At 57.5% G+C, this 20055-nt stretch carries 20 protein-coding genes; 15 read left to right on the top strand and 5 right to left on the bottom strand.

Features of this window, described 5'->3' with window-relative positions; translation table 11 throughout:
* Positions 1-77: 77 nt before the first annotated feature.
* The 3 genes from pcnB to ACOCF6_RS19535 all read left to right on the top strand — a co-directional run bounded on the left by pcnB (position 78) and on the right by ACOCF6_RS19535 (position 4418).
* Positions 78-1424 (top strand): polynucleotide adenylyltransferase PcnB, encoded by a 1347-nt coding sequence (pcnB, locus tag ACOCF6_RS19545; RefSeq protein ID WP_482461994.1) that lies wholly within the window; start codon positions 78-80, stop codon positions 1422-1424.
* A 41-nt stretch (positions 1425-1465) separates the two neighbouring features.
* Complete coding sequence (locus ACOCF6_RS19540; protein ID WP_482461993.1) at positions 1466-3271, top strand: sensor domain-containing diguanylate cyclase; 1806 nt, start codon at positions 1466-1468, stop codon at positions 3269-3271.
* An 88-nt stretch (positions 3272-3359) separates the two neighbouring features.
* Positions 3360-4418, top strand: a complete 1059-nt coding sequence (locus ACOCF6_RS19535) for a DHH family phosphoesterase (RefSeq protein ID WP_482461992.1) — start codon at positions 3360-3362, stop codon at positions 4416-4418.
* A 65-nt stretch (positions 4419-4483) separates the two neighbouring features.
* Here the strand turns inward: ACOCF6_RS19535 and ACOCF6_RS19530 are convergent, their stop codons facing one another.
* Positions 4484-4747: a hypothetical protein gene (locus tag ACOCF6_RS19530; RefSeq protein WP_482461991.1), complete on the bottom strand. Its 264-nt coding sequence runs from the start codon at positions 4745-4747 to the stop codon at positions 4484-4486.
* 71 nt (positions 4748-4818) lie between these two features.
* Positions 4819-4947 (bottom strand): hypothetical protein, encoded by a 129-nt coding sequence (locus ACOCF6_RS19525; protein ID WP_482461990.1) that lies wholly within the window; start codon positions 4945-4947, stop codon positions 4819-4821.
* A 328-nt stretch (positions 4948-5275) separates the two neighbouring features.
* Here ACOCF6_RS19525 and ACOCF6_RS19520 point away from each other — a divergent pair, with 328 nt between their 5' ends.
* Complete coding sequence (locus ACOCF6_RS19520; RefSeq protein ID WP_482461989.1) at positions 5276-7579, top strand: PAS domain-containing hybrid sensor histidine kinase/response regulator; 2304 nt, start codon at positions 5276-5278, stop codon at positions 7577-7579.
* 67 nt (positions 7580-7646) lie between these two features.
* Positions 7647-8267, top strand: a complete 621-nt coding sequence (locus ACOCF6_RS19515) for a 3'-5' exonuclease (protein ID WP_482461988.1) — start codon at positions 7647-7649, stop codon at positions 8265-8267.
* 126 nt (positions 8268-8393) lie between these two features.
* On the opposite strand, the gene ACOCF6_RS19510 is transcribed toward ACOCF6_RS19515, so the two are convergent.
* On the bottom strand, positions 8394-9224 hold the full coding sequence (locus ACOCF6_RS19510) for a tail fiber domain-containing protein (RefSeq protein WP_482461987.1): 831 nt from the start codon (positions 9222-9224) through the stop codon (positions 8394-8396).
* Between the two features lie 369 nt (positions 9225-9593).
* Between ACOCF6_RS19510 and ACOCF6_RS19505 the strand changes: the two genes are divergently transcribed.
* From ACOCF6_RS19505 to ACOCF6_RS19480, 6 genes are all read left to right on the top strand, one after another.
* Positions 9594-9929, top strand: coding sequence for a hypothetical protein (locus tag ACOCF6_RS19505; protein WP_482461986.1), 336 nt, complete (start codon positions 9594-9596; stop codon positions 9927-9929).
* 148 nt (positions 9930-10077) lie between these two features.
* On the top strand, positions 10078-10416 hold the full coding sequence (locus ACOCF6_RS19500) for a zinc ribbon domain-containing protein YjdM (RefSeq protein WP_482461985.1): 339 nt from the start codon (positions 10078-10080) through the stop codon (positions 10414-10416).
* A gap of 95 nt (positions 10417-10511) precedes the next feature.
* On the top strand, positions 10512-10838 hold the full coding sequence (locus ACOCF6_RS19495) for a c(7)-type cytochrome triheme domain-containing protein (protein WP_482461984.1): 327 nt from the start codon (positions 10512-10514) through the stop codon (positions 10836-10838).
* Positions 10839-10921: 83 nt separating this feature from the next.
* On the top strand, positions 10922-11326 hold the full coding sequence (locus tag ACOCF6_RS19490; RefSeq protein ID WP_482461983.1) for an acyl-CoA thioesterase: 405 nt from the start codon (positions 10922-10924) through the stop codon (positions 11324-11326).
* Between the two features lie 152 nt (positions 11327-11478).
* Positions 11479-11808: an RNA recognition motif domain-containing protein gene (locus ACOCF6_RS19485; protein WP_482461982.1), complete on the top strand. Its 330-nt coding sequence runs from the start codon at positions 11479-11481 to the stop codon at positions 11806-11808.
* Complete coding sequence (locus ACOCF6_RS19480) at positions 11805-12107, top strand: DUF167 domain-containing protein (RefSeq protein WP_482461981.1); 303 nt, start codon at positions 11805-11807, stop codon at positions 12105-12107. The genes ACOCF6_RS19485 and ACOCF6_RS19480 overlap by 4 nt, the downstream gene beginning before the upstream one ends.
* Before the next feature lie 5 nt (positions 12108-12112).
* Here the strand turns inward: ACOCF6_RS19480 and ACOCF6_RS19475 are convergent, their stop codons facing one another.
* Positions 12113-13459, bottom strand: a complete 1347-nt coding sequence (locus ACOCF6_RS19475; protein WP_482461980.1) for a porin — start codon at positions 13457-13459, stop codon at positions 12113-12115.
* A gap of 55 nt (positions 13460-13514) precedes the next feature.
* Positions 13515-13661: a hypothetical protein gene (locus ACOCF6_RS19470; RefSeq protein WP_482461979.1), complete on the bottom strand. Its 147-nt coding sequence runs from the start codon at positions 13659-13661 to the stop codon at positions 13515-13517.
* A 231-nt stretch (positions 13662-13892) separates the two neighbouring features.
* On the opposite strand from ACOCF6_RS19470, the gene pdhA reads away from it, so the two are divergent.
* From pdhA to ACOCF6_RS19450, 4 genes are all read left to right on the top strand, one after another.
* A complete protein-coding gene (pdhA, locus tag ACOCF6_RS19465) occupies positions 13893-14948 on the top strand; it encodes a pyruvate dehydrogenase (acetyl-transferring) E1 component subunit alpha (RefSeq protein WP_482463409.1) in 1056 nt (351 codons plus the stop codon).
* Position 14949: 1 nt separating this feature from the next.
* On the top strand, positions 14950-15912 hold the full coding sequence (locus ACOCF6_RS19460) for an alpha-ketoacid dehydrogenase subunit beta (protein ID WP_482461978.1): 963 nt from the start codon (positions 14950-14952) through the stop codon (positions 15910-15912).
* Positions 15913-15914: 2 nt separating this feature from the next.
* Positions 15915-17102: a dihydrolipoamide acetyltransferase family protein gene (locus tag ACOCF6_RS19455; RefSeq protein ID WP_482461977.1), complete on the top strand. Its 1188-nt coding sequence runs from the start codon at positions 15915-15917 to the stop codon at positions 17100-17102.
* Between the two features lie 69 nt (positions 17103-17171).
* Entirely contained in the window at positions 17172-19967 is a 2796-nt protein-coding gene (locus tag ACOCF6_RS19450; RefSeq protein ID WP_482461976.1) for a phosphoenolpyruvate carboxylase, read from the top strand.
* Positions 19968-20055: the final 88 nt, after the last annotated feature.

Here is a 20055-nt window from a genome sequence, read left to right as displayed (position 1 = left end):
TGGCTTCGTGCTTGTTGCACAGGCTCACTTACAATTGAAGACGTAACAACATAAACATCCATGGTGGCAATAACATAATGAAAAAGGAAACAAACAGCTTTGTGATCGTCGCCCGGCAGGAACACGGGCTCTCCCGCAAGCTGATGAACCCGAACGCCCTGCGCATACTCTACCGCCTGAGAGACAACGGCTTTGTCGGCTATCTCGTCGGAGGTTGCGTGCGCGACCTCCTGCTCGGACGGGAACCGAAGGATTTCGACGTAGTAACCAACGCCACACCAAACGAGATCAAGCGGATGTTCCGCAACTGTCGCCTGATCGGGCGGCGCTTTCGTCTGGCGCACCTGCACTACCAGGATGAGATCATCGAAGTGGCAACCTTTCGCTCCCTGGCTGCGGACGAAGCGGAGCCCGAACCGCACGAGGCAAACCAGGCGGAGCACCACCAGCGGCACCCGCGGATGGTCAAGGACGACGACGGCATGATCCTGCGGGACAATGTCTACGGCACCCCCGCAGAAGATGCCCAGCGCCGCGACTTCACCGTCAACGCGCTTTCCTACAACATCGCCGATTTCTCGATCATTGACTACACCGGCGGCCTGGCCGACCTGGGAGCCGGCATCATCCGCACCATCGGCGATCCCGCTGTCCGCTTCCAGGAAGACCCGGTACGGATGCTGCGGGCGGTGCGATTTGCCGCCCAACTCGGCTTCACCATCGAGGAACATACCCGCACGGCGCTGGTCGGCGCCGCCGATACCATCGTCAGGTCGGCGCCGCCGCGGCTTTACGAAGAGATGCTCAAACTGCTCCTCTCGGGCGAAGGGGCGCGCTGCTATGATCTGCTGCAACGAACCGGGCTCTTTGCAGCGCTGTTCCCGGCCTTCTCCAGCTGGCTGGGCGCCGAACGTGAAGGCTTTCCCCACACCCGCTTCGGACAGATGCTCGACTACGTCGATGACCGCATCCAGCAGGGGGACAAGGTCTCCCCGCCGCTCCTCCTGGCGCTGCTTTTCGGCGAGTACATCGATGAAAAGACGGAGCGCTTGCGCCGCCAGGGTACACCCTGGCAGCAGAGCGTTGACGCCGCGGTTGCCGAGTTCATGGGCGAAACCTGCCCGATTGTCATGATCATGAACCGCGTCGGTATCGCGCTCCGCAACATCATAAGCCAGCAGTCGCGCCTGAAAAAGATTCCCGGCCGCCGGCCGGAAGCCTTCACCACCCGCCCGGATTTCAATGACATCATCGCATACTGCCGGATCACCCGCGGCGACAAAAAAGACGTCGCCAAACAGCTTGACTGGTGGACGGCTCAGGCACAGCAGCAGGCGCCGGCACCGCTGTTGTCCGGGCTCGCAGAAGAAACCGGGGCGCCGCAACAAAAGGCGAAGAAACGCCGCCGGCGACGTAAATCGTAACGGGCCTTATTGGCCCACAATCAATCTGCAAAGGAACATCCATGCCACATGAGTATCTGCCCCCCACCTCCCCGGCCGCTTCAAAAGGTGATGAAATCATTGCCGCGGTCGGCGATGGCATCACGGTTCACGACAAGGATTTCCGGATTATTTACCAGAACCGGGTGATGAAGGACATCTTCGGAGACTGCATCGGGCGGATCTGCTATGAGGCCTATAACCAGTCACCTGATGTTTGCCCCGAGTGTCCGGTTGCAACGTGCTTTTCCTCTGGTGAAGTTCACACCGTGGAGCGGATTGTGAACATCGCTGACAGGACCTATGTTTTTGAAACCTGCGCTTCGCCAATCCGCGATAAAGACGGCAAGATCGTGGCCGCCGTCGAGGTGGTTCGTAACGCGACCGAACGCAAGGAAGCAGAAGAGAAAATAACCAAGCTGAAAAACCTCTACGATGCCTTAAGCCGCACAAACAAGGCGATTCTGCACAGTAAGCACAGGGATCTCCTGTTTCGGGAAATCTGCCAGATCGCAGTGGAGTACGGCAAATTGACCCTGGCCGTGATCGGGACGATCGATCCTGAAACCGGCAGTGTCACCCCTGTTGCCCATTGCGGCAAGGCTGCGCAGTATCTTGACTCGCTGACCATTTCCTCCAGAATCGATCGCGAAGAAGGGCGCGGCCCCACCGGGATAGCCATTCGCAAGGGTGTGCCGTATATCTGCAACGATTTCCATGGAGACCCGACAACCGGGCTGTGGCGGGCCGCTGCCCTGGAATACGGCATCAACTCATCAGCGACGTTTCCCATTTTGTTCCAGGGAGAGAGCGTCGGCGTTCTCAAGGTCTATGCCGATCAAAAGGGATACTTCGACCAGGAGATTGTCGATCTGTTCCAGGAGATGGTTGATAACGTCAGCTTTGCCATCAAGAACTTTTCGCGCGAAGAGAAGCGCAGACAGGCTGAAATGGCCTTGCAGGAGAGTGAAGAGCGCCTGAAGCTGGTGCTGGAAGGAAGCAATGACGGCTATTGGGATTGGGATGTTGAAACAGGCGCTGTCAATCTCAGCCCCCGTTTTGCCGAGATGATCGATTTCGCAGCGGGCGAAACAACCACCACTATTTCGAAATTCATGGATCTGATCCATCCCGATGACAAGCCGCGAATGCGCAGTGTCGTCTATGATCAGCTCTGCCGGACAACCTCAGCCTTTGATACCGAACTCCGCATGCTTTCGAATTCCAGCGAGTATCATTGGTTCCACTTTCGGGGAAAGGTGGTTTCCCGTGACGAAAACGGCATGCCGCTGCGGGTGTCGGGCGTTGCCAGCAACATTACGGATAAAAAGCGGCAGGAGGCAGAACTGAACTATCTGAGCACGCACGATACATTGACCGGACTCTTTAACCGCGCCTATTTTGATGCAGAAATGGTGCGAATGGGCAGCAGTCGCCATTACCCGCTCAGCATCGTGATTGCCGATATTGACGGGCTCAAAAGCGTCAATGACAATTGCGGCCATGCCGAGGGGGACCAGCTCATTCAGCAGGCCGCCCTGGCGCTCCTGCAGTCTTTCCGCGGAGAAGACGTTGTGGCCCGGATCGGGGGGGATGAATTTGCGGTTATTCTTCAAAAGGCTGATGAGGCCACTGTCAAGGAGTCGATCAAGCGGGTCCGGGCATTTCAGGCCATCATTAACCAGGATAGAAGCGACGCTGCCTTGAGCATTTCATTGGGTTCCGCTACAGCCGAAAACAGTGAGCAGCTCTCCAGTGCTTTCAAATTGGCAGATTCGCGCATGTACTACTATAAAATCCGTCGAAAGCAGAACACCCCGGGGGAGTAAAGGGGACGTGCTGATGCAGGGAACATCCCCTTTTCAGAACGATACTGCCGCTTAAATTCTGTGACTCTACGTTTAAATGGGAATCGATATGACGACTGACAGCCGCGTCCCGGAAATACCCCGCCACTCACAAGAACATTCCGATGAGATGCTGGAATGGTTGCGGGGCACAGGCAAGACCATCATCATCATCCATGACAATCCGGACCCCGATTGCCTGGCATCGGCCATGGCGCTGCGCCACCTGCTTGCCATGAAACTGAGCCGGGATGCGGTCATCGCCTTTTCCGGCATGATCGGGCGCAGTGAAAACATCGCCATGGCAAAGGAGCTGGAGATTACGCTCATTCCCCTCGAAATGGTCAACCTGGATGAGTTCAGCGCGGTCTGCATGCTGGATACCCAGCCAGGTACGGGCAACAACTCCCTGCCGCCCGATTGCCGGGTGGATATTGTCATCGATCACCACCCCCTGCGCGAAGCCAGTAAAACGTGCCGCTGGCTGGATATTCGCGAGGAGTATGGCGTTACCGCCACGATTCTGTACGAATACCTGCTGGCTCAAAATATCCATATCGGCACAAAACTGGCCACCGCCCTGTTCTACGCCATCAAATCCGAAACCCAGGATCTGGGCCGGGAGGCGAACCAGCCTGACCGGGACGCCTATCTGCGCCTCTTCCCGCTAGCGAACAAGCAGCTGCTGTATAAAATAACCCATCCCAAATTGCCGGTGGAACACTTCCGGACAATCCACAGCGGTGTTGAAAATGCGAAGATCTACGGAAAACTGCTGATTGTAAATCTGCAGGCGATCTGCTTTCCCGAAGTGGTGTCGGAAATTGCCGACTACCTGATCAGGCTGGAGGATATTGAGACCGTGCTGGGCATGGGGCATTACAACGATGAAGTGATACTCTCCATGCGCACCACCAGTCACCTGCTCAATGCGGGAGAGATCATCAAAAGGCTGGTGGCGGACAAGGGAGCGGGTGGAGGTCACGGTATGATGGCGGGCGGCATACTGTACAATGTGCCGAGCGACCTCGTTGTTCTGAAAGAGATCGAAGCGTTCCTGACAAAAAGATTGTTGATCGAACTCTCGATCAGGGATGTGCTGCCGGGCCGGCTGATCGAGCCGCGCTAGCTGCCTATAGCCGTCAGGAGACGCTCTGGTGTCGGCTGCTCGATCCCGGAACAAAGGCCGGCACACTATCGCCGGCCGCCTCCCCTGAAGCTGCCACCACGGAAGCCGAAATCACCACCACGGAAACCAAAATCGCCACGATAATACCCATGTCCACCCCGGAACAGGTGGCCGCCGTGGTAGCCCGAGTAGTAGACATTTACATCCGGTCCCGCATACGCGTAGGGGTACGGTCCGTAGTGCGGATAATAATAGCCGTAATCGTAGACCGGAACGGCCACACACCCTGCCAGCATAAGCCCGATCAATACAAGCAGAAGTTTTTTCACAGGGCACCTCCTTCGAAGCCCTCTGTTATGATTCTTCCTTCCTTTATAGTATCAAAAGGGTACAGCTCAGATTAATCCTCTCCTTCATCCCCAGCCATCAGGTCTGTTGTGCGCAACCTGCCATGGTTCAAATGACCGACCCAGGGCGTGATGATAAATGTGAGCAATCCGATAAAAAGCATCAGAATAAGCGTTGCCATAATCCATGCCTCCCTTCCAGCTCTTTAGAGATGGTTCCTCTACATTCAGTATAATCCTTCTGCAGATACGCGGATGACAAAATAATTGACACTCTCCCGATAACGTGCACAGCGCCCGAAAATGCGGCGTATCAAAGCAGCTCAAGTTGAATCATGTTGACTCAGGATGCACCATAATGGTTCACCAATAGTTCTTGCAACAATCCCGGTTGCGGGTATCAACAGATCAGGTTGCCAAGTTTTTCTTCCAACAAAAAAGAATAGCTTTCAGATTTCCGTCATCATCACTACTATTGAGTACAACTCTACAGAAATGTGAGATTCAGATATGCCAACAATCAATCAGAAACTGGACGACAAACTGGAAGTCCTCGCACAAGCCTCGATGGATGGCTACTGGGCTCTCGACCAGAACGGGACGATCATCTTCGCCAATCAGATCATCGGCAGCATGTATGGATATAGCCCGGAAGAACTGACAGGAATGCATTTGCGGGATTTCGAGGTCGACGAAGATGAGGCCGTCTTGCAGTTGCACATGAACCAGATCATATCAAACGGCTATGATCGTTTCGAAACCCGGCACCGTCGCAGGAACGGCAGCGTTTTTGATGTAGAGGTCAGTACTGTCTTCAACCGGGACGATGGAATTTTTATTGCATTTACAAGGGATATTTCCAGCCGCAAACAGGCCGAACTTCGATTGAAGAAGAGCGAGGAGGAGTTCCGGTTGACCTTCGAAGATGCCTCCGACGCCATCTTCTGGGCTGACGCCGACACCGGCATGCTGATCAACTGTAACAGGGCGGCCGAAGAGATGATGGAACTGCCGCGCACGGAGATCATCGGCAGACACCAGACCTTCCTGCATCCACCGGAAATGGTGGATCATTTTTCAGAGCAGTTCCGGAGGACCTCCACTGAGCATGATCAGGTTGACAATGCCGAGGCGATCGTCGTTTCCAAAAGTGGCAGAAAGATCCTGGTCCATATCAAGCACTCGGTTACCACTATTGACGGCAGGAACATCATGCAGGGGGTGTTTCGGGATATCACCGCCCAGAAACATGCGGAAGAAATGCTCTGGAATGAGAAGGCCCTGCTGCGCTCTGTCGTCGACTCGACCAGTGACCTGATCTACTTTAAAGACAGCCAGGGAATCTATATCGGCTGCAACAAGGCCTCCGAGCGGTTTATCGGCCTTGCAGAGAGTGAGCAGATCGGCAAATCCGACTTCGATCTACTCGATCGCGAGATAGCCGAGAAAAGTCGACAGCATGACCAGCTGGTAATGGATGGCGGCATATCGGTACACTACGAGGAGTGGGTGAACTCTCCGACTGACGGCAGGCTTCTATTGGACACCGTGAAGGCTCCGATTCATGGATCCGACGGGCACCCCATCGCCCTGGTGGGGATTTCCCGTGACATCACCGCCCGCAAACAGGCTGAAGAAGAAAAACTGGCACTTGAACAACAGCTCCAGCAGTCGCAGAAGCTGGAGAGCCTGGGGGTGCTTGCCGGCGGTATCGCCCATGATTTCAACAACATCCTCACCGGCATCATCGGTAACATCTCCTTTGCCAGGAAGTTCATCGACATTGGCCACAAGGCTGCTGCCATCTTGAAGAACGCCGAAAATGCGGCAAACCGTGCCTCAGAGCTCTCCAACCAGCTGTTGACCTTTGCCAAGGGGGGACAACCGGTCAAACAGGTTGTCTCCGTGAAGCAGCTGCTGAATGAGTCGGTTGCCTTCGTACTGAGCGGCTCCAATGTTTCATGCCGCTCCGAGCTGCCTGAAGACACCCTCCCCATCGAGGTCGACAAGGGACAGCTCAGCCAGGTACTCCACAACATCATTATCAACGCCACCCAGGCCATGCCGGGCGGGGGTACGATTACCATCCGCGCTGAGAACAGCATTGTCGCTGCTGACAACAGTATGTCCTTAGCCCCCGGCAGATACGTCAGGCTCACGTTCACAGACAGGGGCTGCGGGATATCCGAGGAGGATCAGCAAAAAATCTTTGACCCCTATTTTACGACAAAAGCCGGCGGCTCTGGTCTTGGCCTTGCCACGACCCGCTCGATAGTCATGAAGCATGGGGGACATATCGACGTCCGCTCCGTGTTTGGTGATGGAACAACCTTCGAAATACTGCTGCCGGCCTGCGAAGAAAAGACTCTTCTCGCCGGTAATGGACCATCTCCGGAGGACAGCGGCATCCAGATGAACAGATCAGTTCTGGTAATGGATGACGAGGAAATCATCAGGGATCTGACCAGCTTGATGTTGCAGGAATCGGGCTACCACGTCCAGACCTGCGGCAATGGTGATGAGGCGATCGCTTTGTATGGCGCCGCAGTAGAAGCCGGCAAACCCTATGCGGCAGTAATCATGGACCTGACAATTCCCGGCGGGATGGGAGGCAGAGAAGCGGCGCAGCATATCCTGGCGCTTGATCCGAACGCCCGCCTGATCGTATCGAGCGGCTACTCAAGCGATCCCGTCATGGCGGATTATGCCACGCACGGCTTCTGCGCAGTGCTTCAGAAACCGTACGACGAAGAAGGGATCACGAGCGTGCTCAAGGCGGTTCTAATGGCGCACCCCCGGATTCGGTGCAGTTAAGAATATTCCGGCGGGATCGCAACGGGTCGGTAATCATTCCATTTCAATAACAAGGTTGGTAACGCTTGTGGGAAATTTCAGTGCGGTTGTCATAGACTTTGAAACAACGGGGCTTTCACCCGGATATGGGGACAGAACCATTGAGGTCGGTGCGGTTCTGATTTCAGGCAACCGGATCGTCGACAGATTTCAAAGTCTGATGAATCCGGAGGTGCGGGTCTCAGGTTTTATTGAGAGCTTCACGGGGATCACCAATACCATGCTCTCCAGGGCTCCCGCCATCAAGGAGGTCATGGTTCAGCTGACGTCATTCATTGAACAGCACCATCTGGTTGCCCACAATGCAGGCTTCGATTCACGCTTCCTGGATGCAGAACTGGCACGTATCAATCACAGGAGAACAAACCAGTTTGCCTGTTCCATGCTGGCATCCAGGCGATTGTATCCGGATGCTCCCAATCATCGGCTTGAAACCCTGGTGACCTACAAGAAACTCACAACAGATGGAGTTCACCACAGGGCATTGGCAGATGCCGAGATGACGGCGCATTTGTGGCTGGAAATGATAAAGGACATCAAATCCACGTTCGGGGTCCGTGAGGTTTCCTTCAAGCTGATGCAGCAGCTGGCAAAAGTGCCGAAAAAGAAACTGCATGAGTTTTTTACGAAACACTCCAATCAGGTTTAGGGGTCAGGTAACCCAATGCAATCAAACAGAGAAGTTAGCTGGTAGCTCGGGAAGCCAGCCGTCAAACCAGCACTCCTGTCGAAGAGCATGTGCAGGTTTGCCCCCCGCCCGCATCTCCGCCAGTAATCAGATAGCTTGTTCTTTTATCATTTTTTTCAACTGTTCCAAATCGCTTCTGAGCGCATTTATGGTCTGCTGCTGTTCCTGAACCACCGTCACCAGCACAGCGGCAATATCCATCGGGCTCAAGCCGCGGCGATCGGCACTTGCCAGCATTTCCGGGACGTCCTCGGCGATAAAACCTGCATACTGCCGGTTCTTTTCCGCCTTGTAGCGGAAAAGCACCGGCTCCAGACCGTTCAGTGTTTGCAGCGCTTCCTCTGTGCTGAGCGGTTTAATGTCTTCCTTCAGACTGCGGCTCGAGGCATTGGTCCAGACCCCTCCGGAAGTGAGTGATGCCCCGGACGAACTCGTCAGGCTGCCATCGGGATTTAGGCTCAGCAGATTGACATTATTGGCCAGAAAACCGACGGAATGATTGCTTGTCGCCCCCACGAAAAACGAGCTGCCAGAGGCATTGAGGGTTGCGACCACCCCATCGGTCCGTTGCAGGGTGACGGCGGCATCGGCGCCGGTCCGGTAGATTGCAAGTGCCGATGTGGGCGCCCAGGTTCCGATGCCCACATTGCCATCGGACCTGAGAGTAAGGGTGCTGGTCGGTGCTCCCGGCTGAATGCGAAAGGGTAGCTTACTGCCGCCGCTAATATCCCTGATGAAGAAATTGGCTTCATTCCCGGCAATGTCCCAGACTTGCGCAGAGTATCCCGCGCTGCTATCCTGACTTAATCTCAACTTTGGGGTATCGCTTTTGGGAATAACCGGATTGGCATTGGCACGGGAAAACATGCCGAGCAGACAGACAACCATGACAGCCATTGGCATCGCAACCCTTTTCATTGTGTCCTCCTGTGGTGTTCAACAAAGAGTGGTTTTCTACATCCGAGCGGTTACTAACATCGAGAACGTTGCGACTGTCCCCCCCTTGGAAAACAGGAGACATTCACCCGACAGCTTCTTTAACTACCTAACCCTGATAAACAGGATAAGTAAGTTAACGAAATTGTTGAAACATTTATTCACATCTTTGATATTGTTATCAAGGAGTAGCCATTTGTCAATCCACGATAACTGTTTTTAATATTTACGGTATTGATGTAACGATCCGGACACCTTAGAATAGCTGGCAGGTTTGTCTTGGCAGCAGGTTATGCGTTTCCTCGTGGATCAGACGCTTAATCAGGAAAACAGATAACATATGGGGAACTCATGTCATTCATCTTCAATGCGAACCGGCGCTATTCTGTATCAGCCATATTATTGCTGATCGTTGCATGCCTAAGCGTTTCAGCAGTCGCCTTTGCAGAATGCAATGAATACATGTTAGTAGAGTATGAGGACAAGATTGAAGCCGTCTGCATTGGGGATCAGGGAACGTCCGTACAGAAACAAACATCTGCAACAGAAGAAGACAATCAGCGCCAGAATGATGTTGAAAACGCTGATGTAACAAGGAACAACCTGACTGAGACTCAAAGGAGCAATAATGACGGCAGTCCCGTTTCAACAGCTGAGGATATGGACAACGGCCGAAATGGTTTGTAGAAATTCAGCTCGTAATAGATCTGCACAGCAACAGTCATTCTCAGTGCTCACCGGAATGAGACCGCGAAATACAAGCATTGATGCATAACCTGACGTTCCGGCAACAGCCCCCGAACACAATACCAACCACAAGAAAAAAGGATACAAGATGACAACCTTACCCAAATGCCCCACCTGCAGCTCGGAATACACCTACGAAGACGGCGAGAACTACGTCTGCCCAGAATGCGCCCATGAGTGGCCGCAAACAGCCGTTGAGAGCGTTCTTGAAGAACGCGTCGTGCGTGACGCCTTCGGCAATGAACTCAAGGCCGGCGATTCGATTACCGTTATCAAGGACCTGAAGATCAAGGGTTCGTCTGCGGTCGTCAAGGTCGGCGTCAAGATCAAGATCATCCGTCTCGTCGATGGCGATCATGATATCGACTGCAGGATCGACGGTGTCGGCGCAATGCAGTTGAAGTCCGAGTTCGTCAAGAAGGCCTGAGGCTGTAAACCCGCTTTATCAATAATGACAGCCTGTCTCAGCCTTGACAGGTATGCACCTTGTACTAATTAATCAAAGAAAGGGAATGCCGGAACATGAGAAAACAGATCGCTACAATGGGTTTCATCGTGACAACAATGGCGAGCACTTCTGCCCTTGCAGTTGGCCCTGATAAACTTCTGGATTTCAATGACAGCCCTAAGGGCTCGGTTATCTTCGACGGCGCAACGCACAAAGCGGCCGGGCTGACCTGCCCTGACTGCCACAACAAGGATCTCTTTCCCAAGATGAAAAAGGGAACGGTCAAGATCACCATGAATGACCTCAATGCCGGAAAATACTGCGGAAAATGCCACGATGGAAAAAGTTCCTTCATGATCAAGGGAAACTGTATCAAATGTCACTACGTGCCGGGGGCCTAGAAGGCTCCTGCAGGTGCGGGGAGACTCGCCCCCCCCTTTCGATGAACGGCTGACATACTTAACAAGCGATGTGAGGTTTGAAAATGGAACAGGCATGTTTTTCCCTGGAGCTGGCGGTGCGCGATTATGAGTGCGACCTGCAGGGGGTGGTAAACAACGCGGTGTACCAGAACTATCTGGAGCACGCCCGGCATGAGTACCTGAAGTCAATCGGCATCGATTTCGCTGCACTGACGCTGCAGGGCATCAACCTGGTGGTGACACGGGTCGAGATCGACTACAAGACCTCACTGGTCAGCGGCGACCGGTTCGCGGTCGAAGTGCGGCTGGAACGGATCTCCCCGGTGCGGATCGGCTTTCGTCAGGACATCTACCGCCTGCCGGACCGCACAGCCGTGGTCAAGGCCCTGGTGACCGGAACCGCCTTGAATGCCAAGGGACGTCCGCAACTGCCGGAGGCGTTGAAGTCAATCCTGGACCGAGTCTGATGGCAGCCTTTACACAATAGCAAGGGATTTCACACGTTACACACCAACCAGCCTGGCCCGCCCAGCAGCATCATCCCATACTGTCTCAACATGTATCATCCGGTTTTAGACTGCATCAATACGTACATATAACTTGAAAAGGAAACCATAGCATGGGTGTAGAGATTTATGTCGGACATCTCTCCGGAACGGTCACGGAGGAGGAAGTGCGGAAGCTGTTCTCGGTGGCGGGTACGGTTCAGTCAGTGCACCTGGTAAAAAACTCGGGGACCGGCGAATTGCGGGGCTGCGGCTACGTCAGGATGTCGACCGAAGATGAAGCCTGTGACGCGATCGGCCTGCTGAATGGCGCCCTGCTCGGCGACAGCCTGATTACCGTAAAGGACGTGACGAAACAGACCGCCAGACAGGCCGTTCCAACCGGCGGTGGCCGGAACAGCAAGCCCACTAGGAAATTCCAGCGACCGCCAGAGGAATCATGAAGAAGCCGTTTTATGCCTGGGATGGTGACACCCTGGTGCTTGACATACTCGGCACGCCCAATTCAAAAAGGGATGCCGTCGGCAAGGTAAAGGGGCATCAGCTCTGTGTCAGTGTCACGGCCGTCCCTCGCGCCGGGCGGGCAACCGACCACATGCTGCGGTTTCTGGCGGATGAATTCGGTGTATCGATCAGCGACATCCAGGTTGTGTTCGGGCGTATGAATGTCAACAAACGACTGCGGATCAAGGCGCCCAAGCGCCTGCCGGCTGTCATCGGGCAGCAGGAGTTATTCGGCTAGCATGGTCAGAACGATTTGTACCAGGCCAGGATCAGGCCGCTGCCCGGGGTGCCGTTGCGGACAAAACCGGTATCCCATGAATACCCGAGATACAGCTCGGAATTCCAGAAAAAGCCGGTTCCCAGGCCGACTGTCGTAGCTGCCCCGGTTGAGCTTTTGAACAAAAACTTGTTGCTGTCCGTGACAGCTGCCCGGTCCGCCCAGATCAGTGTCTCACGCAGGTGCAGATAGATGAAGAAGGCGAGTTCGCGCCGGTATTCCAGGGCTGCCAGGGCATAATTGGATACGAGCACCTGGTTGAACATGGTGCCGGGATAATTGGGACGGCAGAGGTCATCCGATTCGATCGGAAGCGGCCCGCCGCCGATCGTGATGGCATTGTAGCGGTCGGCGCTTTTCCGGGGGGTAACGCCGCCGTGCAGACTGAAGAACACCCGGTTCCTCTCCGACAGCCCCGGGATACGGCCGGCACCCATGAGATAACCGTTAAACTGGAGGTACTGCTGGGTATTCGCCTTTGTGAAGTGTGCATCGGAAACCGTGCCGAAATCCGACCATCTGTCCCGGTACATGTAATCCAGGTCAAATCCGGCGGCCATGCCCGTATGGGGGAGCTCCAGCAGGTTCCGGCGCATGCCGTCGTATCGCCCCCTCAGCTTCACGCCGTACAGCATGGTGTCGGGCGGCAGCACCAGGTCCGGTCCCGTGTCGCTTGTCCGTCGGGCATAAAAATATCCGACCTTGCCGAGCAGCTGGAGCCGCAGGTCGTTATCCACCTGGAAGGGAGCCACCGGGTAGCGGAGCCCGGGGCCCAGTGAAGCGACTACCGTCCCCCAGATCGCGTCCGAGGACTTGATCTCCCGGTTGTTGACCACTTCCCGCTGACCGCCCGGGAGCGTGTTGTTATCGAAACGGGTGACAAGCTCTACATTTCCGAAGCTTTTGTCATACTCCAGATCATTGACGAAGATACTTACTACGTTGCGTGTTCGGGACTCCTGCCACATCCGCTTCAGATAGAAGGCTCCCAGCGGAGTGCCAAAAGTATCCCCCTGCTTGGGGGTGTATAGTACCCCCCCCAGCATCAGGGCGGTCTCTTGACCACGGTCCCTGGCGGGGACATCCACCGCTTCGCCCATGAAGACCGTGTGTAGCGGCTCACCGGCCAGGGGCGTGCGATATTCTGCAGATGTGCCAAAGGGAGCTGTCCCTTCTTCCCGGGGAGCAGACGCCTGATCCGTTTGGTCGGCACGGGCACTGCCCTGCTGCGTCCAGCCGGGACACAGTAGCGCACCGGCCAACACCAGGCACAGGATAAGCATCCACCTTTTGCCCGTTATCCATCCTCCCATCACCAGCTCCTCCTTAGATCCATTTGTGCACCTGCCCATGCAGAACAATTCACCATCAACGATGACCTTCATGCTCACCGTGATATCCCCCACGGCCGCCTCTATGGCCGAATCCGTCATCCTCTACAAACCAGATACAGCCCGAGAGCGTCGAGGTTATCAGAAGTAACATTACCAGTCTGAACAAGAGTATTTTTTTCATCTGCTGGTCCTCCTTCCATGATGCCGGCGTACTGCTTCGGGTGCATTATACCATGGTCCAATGCTGAGATAAATCCGTTATTCAATCGTAGTTATTGCATCCGGGGAGTTTGCCAGCATCACACAAGAAGGTCTCAACGGTCGTTGATATGGCCTTTGAAAGCGGTGGTATCAGCCGGGGCAAAGGTGTATGTTTAGATCAGAGGCCATCTACCCGGAGGAAGCAGCCGCCATGCCTGACGAGATCCGTGCCACATGTGAGATTCACCGCCTGAGCATCCTCGCGCCGGACGGAACTGTCGATGAAGCGCTCATGCCCCCCTTGCTGGAAGGGGATATCCGGCGCCTGTACGAGCTGATGCTGCTGACCAGGACCTTTGACCAGCGGGCCATAGCCCTGCAGCGCGAAGGACGGCTCGGCACCTACCCTCCCAGCCTGGGACAGGAGGCAGCCCAGGTGGGCAGCGCCTTTGCACTCCAGTCACGTGACTGGATCTTCCCCTCCTTCCGTGAACTGGGGGTCCAACTGACCCTCGGCTATCCCATTCATCAGATCTTCCAGTACTGGGCAGGCGACGAGCGCGGACAGCAGGCGCCGGCGTCGCTGAACATCTTCCCGGTCTGCGTCTCGGTCGGCAGCCACATCCCCCATGCGGTCGGGGCCGCCATGGCAGCCCGCTACCGGCACGACCCGATCGCCGTGGCCGCCTGGTTCGGCGACGGGGCCACCTCCAAAGGGGACTTCCACGAGGGCTTCAACATGGCAGGGGTCTTCCGGCTGCCGCTGGTCTTCATCTGCCAGAACAACCAGTGGGCCATATCCGTGCCGCTCAGTCATCAGACAGCCGCCCCTACCCTGGCTCAGAAGGCCCAGGCCTACGGCTTTGAAGGGGTGCAGGTGGACGGCAACGACGTCTTCGCCGTCTGCCGGGCCACCCGCGATGCCCTGCAGAAGGCGCGGGGCGGCGGCGGGCCGACCTTTATCGAGTGCCTGACCTACCGCTTGGCCGACCATACCACCTCGGACGATGCCGGGCGCTACCGCTCGGTCGATGAGGTGGCTGCCTGGAGCGCCCTTGACCCTATTCTCAGACTGGAGCGCTACATGGATCGCTGCGGCATCTGGAACGCGGCATACGCCCGGGAAACACGGCAGCGGGCAACCGATACCATCGATGGGGCGGTCGTTGTCATGGAGCCTCAGGCAGCACCCGACCCGGATGCGATGTTCCAACACACCCTGTCTATCCCCGGCCAGCGCCTAGCCGGTCAGCGGAAAGGGAGCTGACATGGCCCAGCTTACTATGGTACAGGCTATCAACCAGGCGCTGAGTCAGGAAATGGCCCGCGATGACCGGGTCGTGCTGCTGGGCGAGGATGTGGGGCGCGACGGCGGTGTCTTCCGCGTTACGGAAGGGTTGCAGGAACGCTTCCGCGCCGAGCGGGTCATGGACACGCCCCTGTCCGAATCGGGCATCGTCGGCGCAGCGGTCGGCATGGCCGCCTACGGCCTGCGCCCGGTGGCCGAGATCCAGTTCCTGGGCTTCATCTACGCCGCCCTGGACCAGATCTATACCCATGCGGCCCGCCTGAGGACCCGCTCCCACGGCCGCTTTACCTGCCCTTTAGTGATACGGACCCCATATGGCGGCGGCATCAAGGCCCCGGAGCTGCACGAGGAGAGCAGCGAGGCGCTGCTCTGTCATCTGCCGGGGATCAAGGTGGTCGTCCCCTCCGGTCCCTACAGCGCCAAGGGACTGCTGCTGGCGGCCATCCGCGATCCGGACCCGGTGATCTTCCTGGAGCCGACCCGCCTGTACCGGATGATCCGCGAGGATGTCCCCGAGGCAGACTACACGATTCCGCTCGGGACGGCCCGGATCGCCCGACAGGGACAGGACGTGACGGTGGTGGCCTGGGGCAGCATGCTGGAGCGGGTGCTCAAGACACAGACGGCTCACTCGGTTGAGGTAATCGATCCCCAGACCCTGACACCCTTTGACTGGGAAACACTACTGGCCTCGGTCGGAAAGACCGGCCGGCTGGTGATCGTCCATGAAGCGGTCAAGAGCGGCGGACTGGGCGCCGAGATCGCCGCCACCGTGGCCGAAGAGGCGATCCTGCAGCTGCGGGCGCCGGTGCTACGGGTGACGGCGCCGGATGTGGTGCTGCCGCTCCCCAGATTGATCGACCATTATCTGCCGACCACGGAACAGATCCGCACTGCCATCGACGACGTCATGAGGTACTGAGCATGCACTATGAATTCAAACTCCCCGACCTGGGTGAAGGGATTGCCGAGGTCGAACTGCGCAAATGGCTGGTGACGGAAGGCCAGCGGGTCGAACAGCACCAGACCGTGGCCGAAGTGGAGACCGACAAGGCCGTGGTTGAGGTGCCCTCGCCACATGGCGGTACCATCAGCCGGCTGCATGGCCGGGAGGGCGATATCATCCGTGTCGGCGATACCCTCCTGGCCATCGACGATGAAACAGTGCCACAGGTGCGGGCACGATCAGTCGGCATTGTCGGCGAGCTGCCCGAGGCAGAGGACGTACCTGTTGTCGCGCCTGCGGCAACCAATGCCGGTATCAAAGCGACTCCGCTGGTGCGGCAACTGGCCCGCGAGCGGGGCATAAACCTGCAGACAATCAGCGGCAGCGGCCCCCATGGCAGTATCACACCCGAAGACCTTGAGCGGGGCGCAGCAGACGTGCCGGAAGTCGCTGACCCATTCGGGCCGGTCGAACGCCTGCCGCTCAGGGGGGTTCGTCGCACTGCGGCCCGCAACGTCCTGGCCGCCCAGCAACACACCGCCTTTGTCACGGTCATGGAGGAGGCTGACGTCAGCGAGTTGACCCTGCTGAGGGTTCGCGAGCAGTCGGCAGCCGGGACCCACGGCACGCACCTGACCTTCCTCCCCTTCTTCATCAAGGCGGTGCAGCACGCCCTGCGCGACTATCCGGCCTTCAACGCCGCCATCGATGATGCCGGTGAGACGATTATCCTGAAGAAGCATTACCATTTCGGCATCGCCGTCGAAACACCCGACGGCCTGATGGTGCCGGTGATCCGCAATGTGGACCGCAAAAGCATCCTTGACCTGGCGGCCGAGATCCAGGTGCTGGGAGAAAAGGCACGCGATCGGACCATCACCCTGGACGAAATGAAGGGGAGCAGCTTCACCATCACCAACTACGGCCATTTCGGCGGACTGTTCGCCACCCCGATCATCAACTGGCCCGACGTCGCCATCATGGGCTTCGGCCGCATCGTCGAACGCCCCTGGGTGCATGACAGCAGTATCGTCATCCGTTCGATACTGCCCATCTCCCTGACCTTCGACCACCGCATCACCGACGGTGTGACCGCCGCCCGGTTTCTGTCCCGGGTGGTCGGCTTTCTGGAAGACCCGGCACTGTTGTTCATTGAGAGTATCTGAAGAATACGTTGTGGTCAGACAGGGCGTCACAAGAACGGAAACAACACTCACTGACCAGGGAGAACAGACATGACTGACCCGGAACTCTACTGGATGGCGGATGACCAGCGCGCACGCCTGGACGAATTGACGAGTTGTGATCCTGCGGAGAAGGAAACGTCGCTCAGGCGCGATGTCCGTTCCCTGGGGATGCTGCTCGGCACAGTGATCCGTGAACAGGCCGGCCAGGCGGTGTATGAAGCCGAGGAACACCTGCGCCACCTGGCGATACGCCACCGCCAGCTCAACAGCGGCCAGGGAGGGGCGGATCTTGACACCCCTGAAGAACGGGAACTCAAGGAGCGCATGGTCTCGATCGTCCATGACATGTCCGAGAATGATGCCTATCAGATCGTCAAGGCCTTCGGCACCTACTTCGAATTGACCAACCTGGCGGAAACGAATCATCGCAAACGCCGGCTGCGGGCAATGCGCTTCGCACCCGGGGACAGGGACAAGCCCGGCTCCATGCGTGGCACGTTGCGCCGCATGCGCGCTGCCGGCATCAGCGGAGCAGATGCCCTGAAATACCTCGGGCAAGTTGAGGTAACGCCGGTCTTCACCGCCCACCCGACCGAGGTGGCGCGCCGGGTGGTCCTGTTCAAGCGGCGCCGCATCGCCCGTGCCCTGGAAAAACTCGACCGGCTGCCGCTGACCGATGCAGCAGCCGGCCAGGGACAGGACGCCATTCTTGCGGAGATTACCGCCCTTTGGCAGACCGATGAGGTCCGCCGCAAGCAGCCGACGGTCGTTGACGAGATCCGCATGGGGGTCAACCACTATCCCGGCTCGCTGATCACCCCCCTGCCCCGTTTCTATCAGGACCTGGCCGCAGCCTTCCAGGACGTGTACGGCATGCAGCTCTCCGGCCGTGAACTGCCGACGGTAGTCAGATTCGGTTCCTGGACCGGCGGCGACCGGGACGGCAACCCGTTCGTAACCACCGATACCACCCGCATCGCCCTGCAGATGGCCCGTGAAACGATTCTGGCCCATTATCTGAGCGACATCGACGAGTTGCGCGAATTGCTGACCCCTTCCAGCTACCGGACGGGCCATTCTCCGGAGCTGACCGCAGCACTTGATCGCTACTGCGGGTCGATTCCCGCCCTGCTTCCCAAAATCAGTGCCTACCCGGAGTGCGAGCTGTACCGCAGATTCCTGGCCTTTGTCCTGCACCGTCTGCGCTGCACCCGTAACGAGCCGGGCGACCCGGAAGCCTATCCGGATTCGGCTTCATTCGCGGCTGACCTGGCCCTGATCCGCACCAGCCTGGCCCACCGTGGCGCTGAACGGCTGGCCCGCACCTACGTGGACCCGATACTGCGCCGGGTGGATACCTTCGGCTTTCACCTTCATACCCTCGATATCCGCCAGCATGCCCGCGTTCACGCCCGGGCCGTGGCCGAACTTGCAACCGGCAGCACGGTTGTGCCGCCCCACGATCACGCGCCCACGACTCCATCGCCAGAAACAACCGGTCTGCTGGATACCCTGCGGACCCTGGCCGAGTTGAAGCGCAGCTATCCGCCCGAGGCACTGCACAACTACGTGATCAGCGGCGCCGAATCTGTGACCGATGTCCTCTCGCTAGTCTGGTTGCTGGAGCTGTGCGGGGTGCAGGTAGCTGCCACTGCCGACGGTCGTGACCCGGGACTGATGCCGGTACCGCTCTTCGAATCCATCGATGACCTGCGCAATGCCCCCCAGATCTGCCGCACCCTCTGGAGCATGCCGGACTTCGCACCCTACCTGAATTCGTGGCAGCGCAGACAGGAGGTCATGCTGGGCTATTCAGACTCCAACAAGGACGGCGGCATGCTCACCAGCACATGGGAGATCTTCAAGGCGCATCGCGCTCTGCACCGGGTAGCAGCCGAATGCGGTGTGCAGCTGCGACTGTTCCACGGCCGGGGCGGCACAGTCGGCCGGGGCGGTGGTCCCACCTACCGGGCAATCACGTCTCAGCCGCCGGGGGCCTTCAACGGTACGATCCGCATCACCGAACAGGGTGAGGTTATCAACTGGAAATACTCCGATGCCATCCTGGCTGAGCGCAATCTTGAGCTGATGGTGGCCGCCAGCCTGGATGCCCTGAGCCTGATTCCCCAGGGAGAGCGGGACACACCCGAGGGGTGGGAGCAGACCATGGAGGCGCTGTCAGCCAGCGCCTACAGCTTCTACCGGGAGCGGATCGCCGACAACCCGGATATCATGCCCTATTTCGAACAGGCCACGCCGGTGCTGGAGTTTGAACTGGCCAAGATCGGCTCGCGCCCGGTCAAGCGCAGCGCCAGCCGGGATCTGGGCGAACTGCGCGCCATCCCCTGGGGCTTCGGCTGGATGCAGAGCCGGCACGTAATTCCAGCCTGGTTTGGCGTCGGATTCGCCCTGGATCGTTTTGCCGAACAGTCGGAATCCGGCATGGCGGTTCTGCAGGGCATGATGGCGGGCTTCCCCCTCTTTAACGACCTGATCCGCAACGTGGAACTGGCACTGACCAAGGTCGATCTGCCCCTGGCCAAACTGTATGCTGACCTCGTCCCGGATGTGCAGCTGCGGGAACGGGTCTTCGGCATGGTTGTGGAGGAGTTCGGGCGCACACGGCGAACCATCCTGGCGATCACCGGACAGCAAGAACTGCTGGAGGGCAATCCCTCCCTGGCACGCTCGATCAGGCTGCGCAACCCCTATGTCGATCCCCTGAGCATGATCCAGATCGAGCTGCTCAGGCGCAGGCGGGCCGGCCAGGGCAGTGGGGAACTGGACTTTGTCCTGGCTGCCACGATCAACGGGATTGCCTCCGGTTTGCGCAATACGGGGTAACAGTTGTTTCGTAATAGAGGGTGTACGGGAAATCTGCGGGATACATCACAACTGTTTTTTCAACCAGGTTTGATACCTGAAGACCGAA

Source organism: Geobacter psychrophilus, assembly GCF_056821595.1.
This window is presented reverse-complemented; position numbering and strand designations above follow the sequence as displayed.

Excerpts from the sequence above, each read along its gene's own strand:
- pcnB (WP_482461994.1), top strand. The coding sequence starts at position 78 with ATGAAAAAGGAAACAAACAGCTTTGTGATCGTCGCCCGGCAGGAACAC.
- ACOCF6_RS19540 (WP_482461993.1), top strand. The coding sequence starts at position 1,466 with ATGCCACATGAGTATCTGCCCCCCACCTCCCCGGCCGCTTCAAAAGGT.
- ACOCF6_RS19535 (WP_482461992.1), top strand. The coding sequence starts at position 3,360 with ATGACGACTGACAGCCGCGTCCCGGAAATACCCCGCCACTCACAAGAA.
- ACOCF6_RS19525 (WP_482461990.1), bottom strand. The coding sequence starts at position 4,947 with ATGGCAACGCTTATTCTGATGCTTTTTATCGGATTGCTCACATTTATC.
- ACOCF6_RS19520 (WP_482461989.1), top strand. The coding sequence starts at position 5,276 with ATGCCAACAATCAATCAGAAACTGGACGACAAACTGGAAGTCCTCGCA.
- ACOCF6_RS19510 (WP_482461987.1), bottom strand. The coding sequence starts at position 9,224 with ATGAAAAGGGTTGCGATGCCAATGGCTGTCATGGTTGTCTGTCTGCTC.
- ACOCF6_RS19505 (WP_482461986.1), top strand. The coding sequence starts at position 9,594 with ATGTCATTCATCTTCAATGCGAACCGGCGCTATTCTGTATCAGCCATA.
- ACOCF6_RS19500 (WP_482461985.1), top strand. The coding sequence starts at position 10,078 with ATGACAACCTTACCCAAATGCCCCACCTGCAGCTCGGAATACACCTAC.
- ACOCF6_RS19495 (WP_482461984.1), top strand. The coding sequence starts at position 10,512 with ATGAGAAAACAGATCGCTACAATGGGTTTCATCGTGACAACAATGGCG.
- ACOCF6_RS19490 (WP_482461983.1), top strand. The coding sequence starts at position 10,922 with ATGGAACAGGCATGTTTTTCCCTGGAGCTGGCGGTGCGCGATTATGAG.
- ACOCF6_RS19485 (WP_482461982.1), top strand. The coding sequence starts at position 11,479 with ATGGGTGTAGAGATTTATGTCGGACATCTCTCCGGAACGGTCACGGAG.
- ACOCF6_RS19480 (WP_482461981.1), top strand. The coding sequence starts at position 11,805 with ATGAAGAAGCCGTTTTATGCCTGGGATGGTGACACCCTGGTGCTTGAC.
- ACOCF6_RS19475 (WP_482461980.1), bottom strand. The coding sequence starts at position 13,459 with ATGGGAGGATGGATAACGGGCAAAAGGTGGATGCTTATCCTGTGCCTG.
- ACOCF6_RS19470 (WP_482461979.1), bottom strand. The coding sequence starts at position 13,661 with ATGAAAAAAATACTCTTGTTCAGACTGGTAATGTTACTTCTGATAACC.
- pdhA (WP_482463409.1), top strand. The coding sequence starts at position 13,893 with ATGCCTGACGAGATCCGTGCCACATGTGAGATTCACCGCCTGAGCATC.
- ACOCF6_RS19460 (WP_482461978.1), top strand. The coding sequence starts at position 14,950 with ATGGCCCAGCTTACTATGGTACAGGCTATCAACCAGGCGCTGAGTCAG.
- ACOCF6_RS19455 (WP_482461977.1), top strand. The coding sequence starts at position 15,915 with ATGCACTATGAATTCAAACTCCCCGACCTGGGTGAAGGGATTGCCGAG.
- ACOCF6_RS19450 (WP_482461976.1), top strand. The coding sequence starts at position 17,172 with ATGACTGACCCGGAACTCTACTGGATGGCGGATGACCAGCGCGCACGC.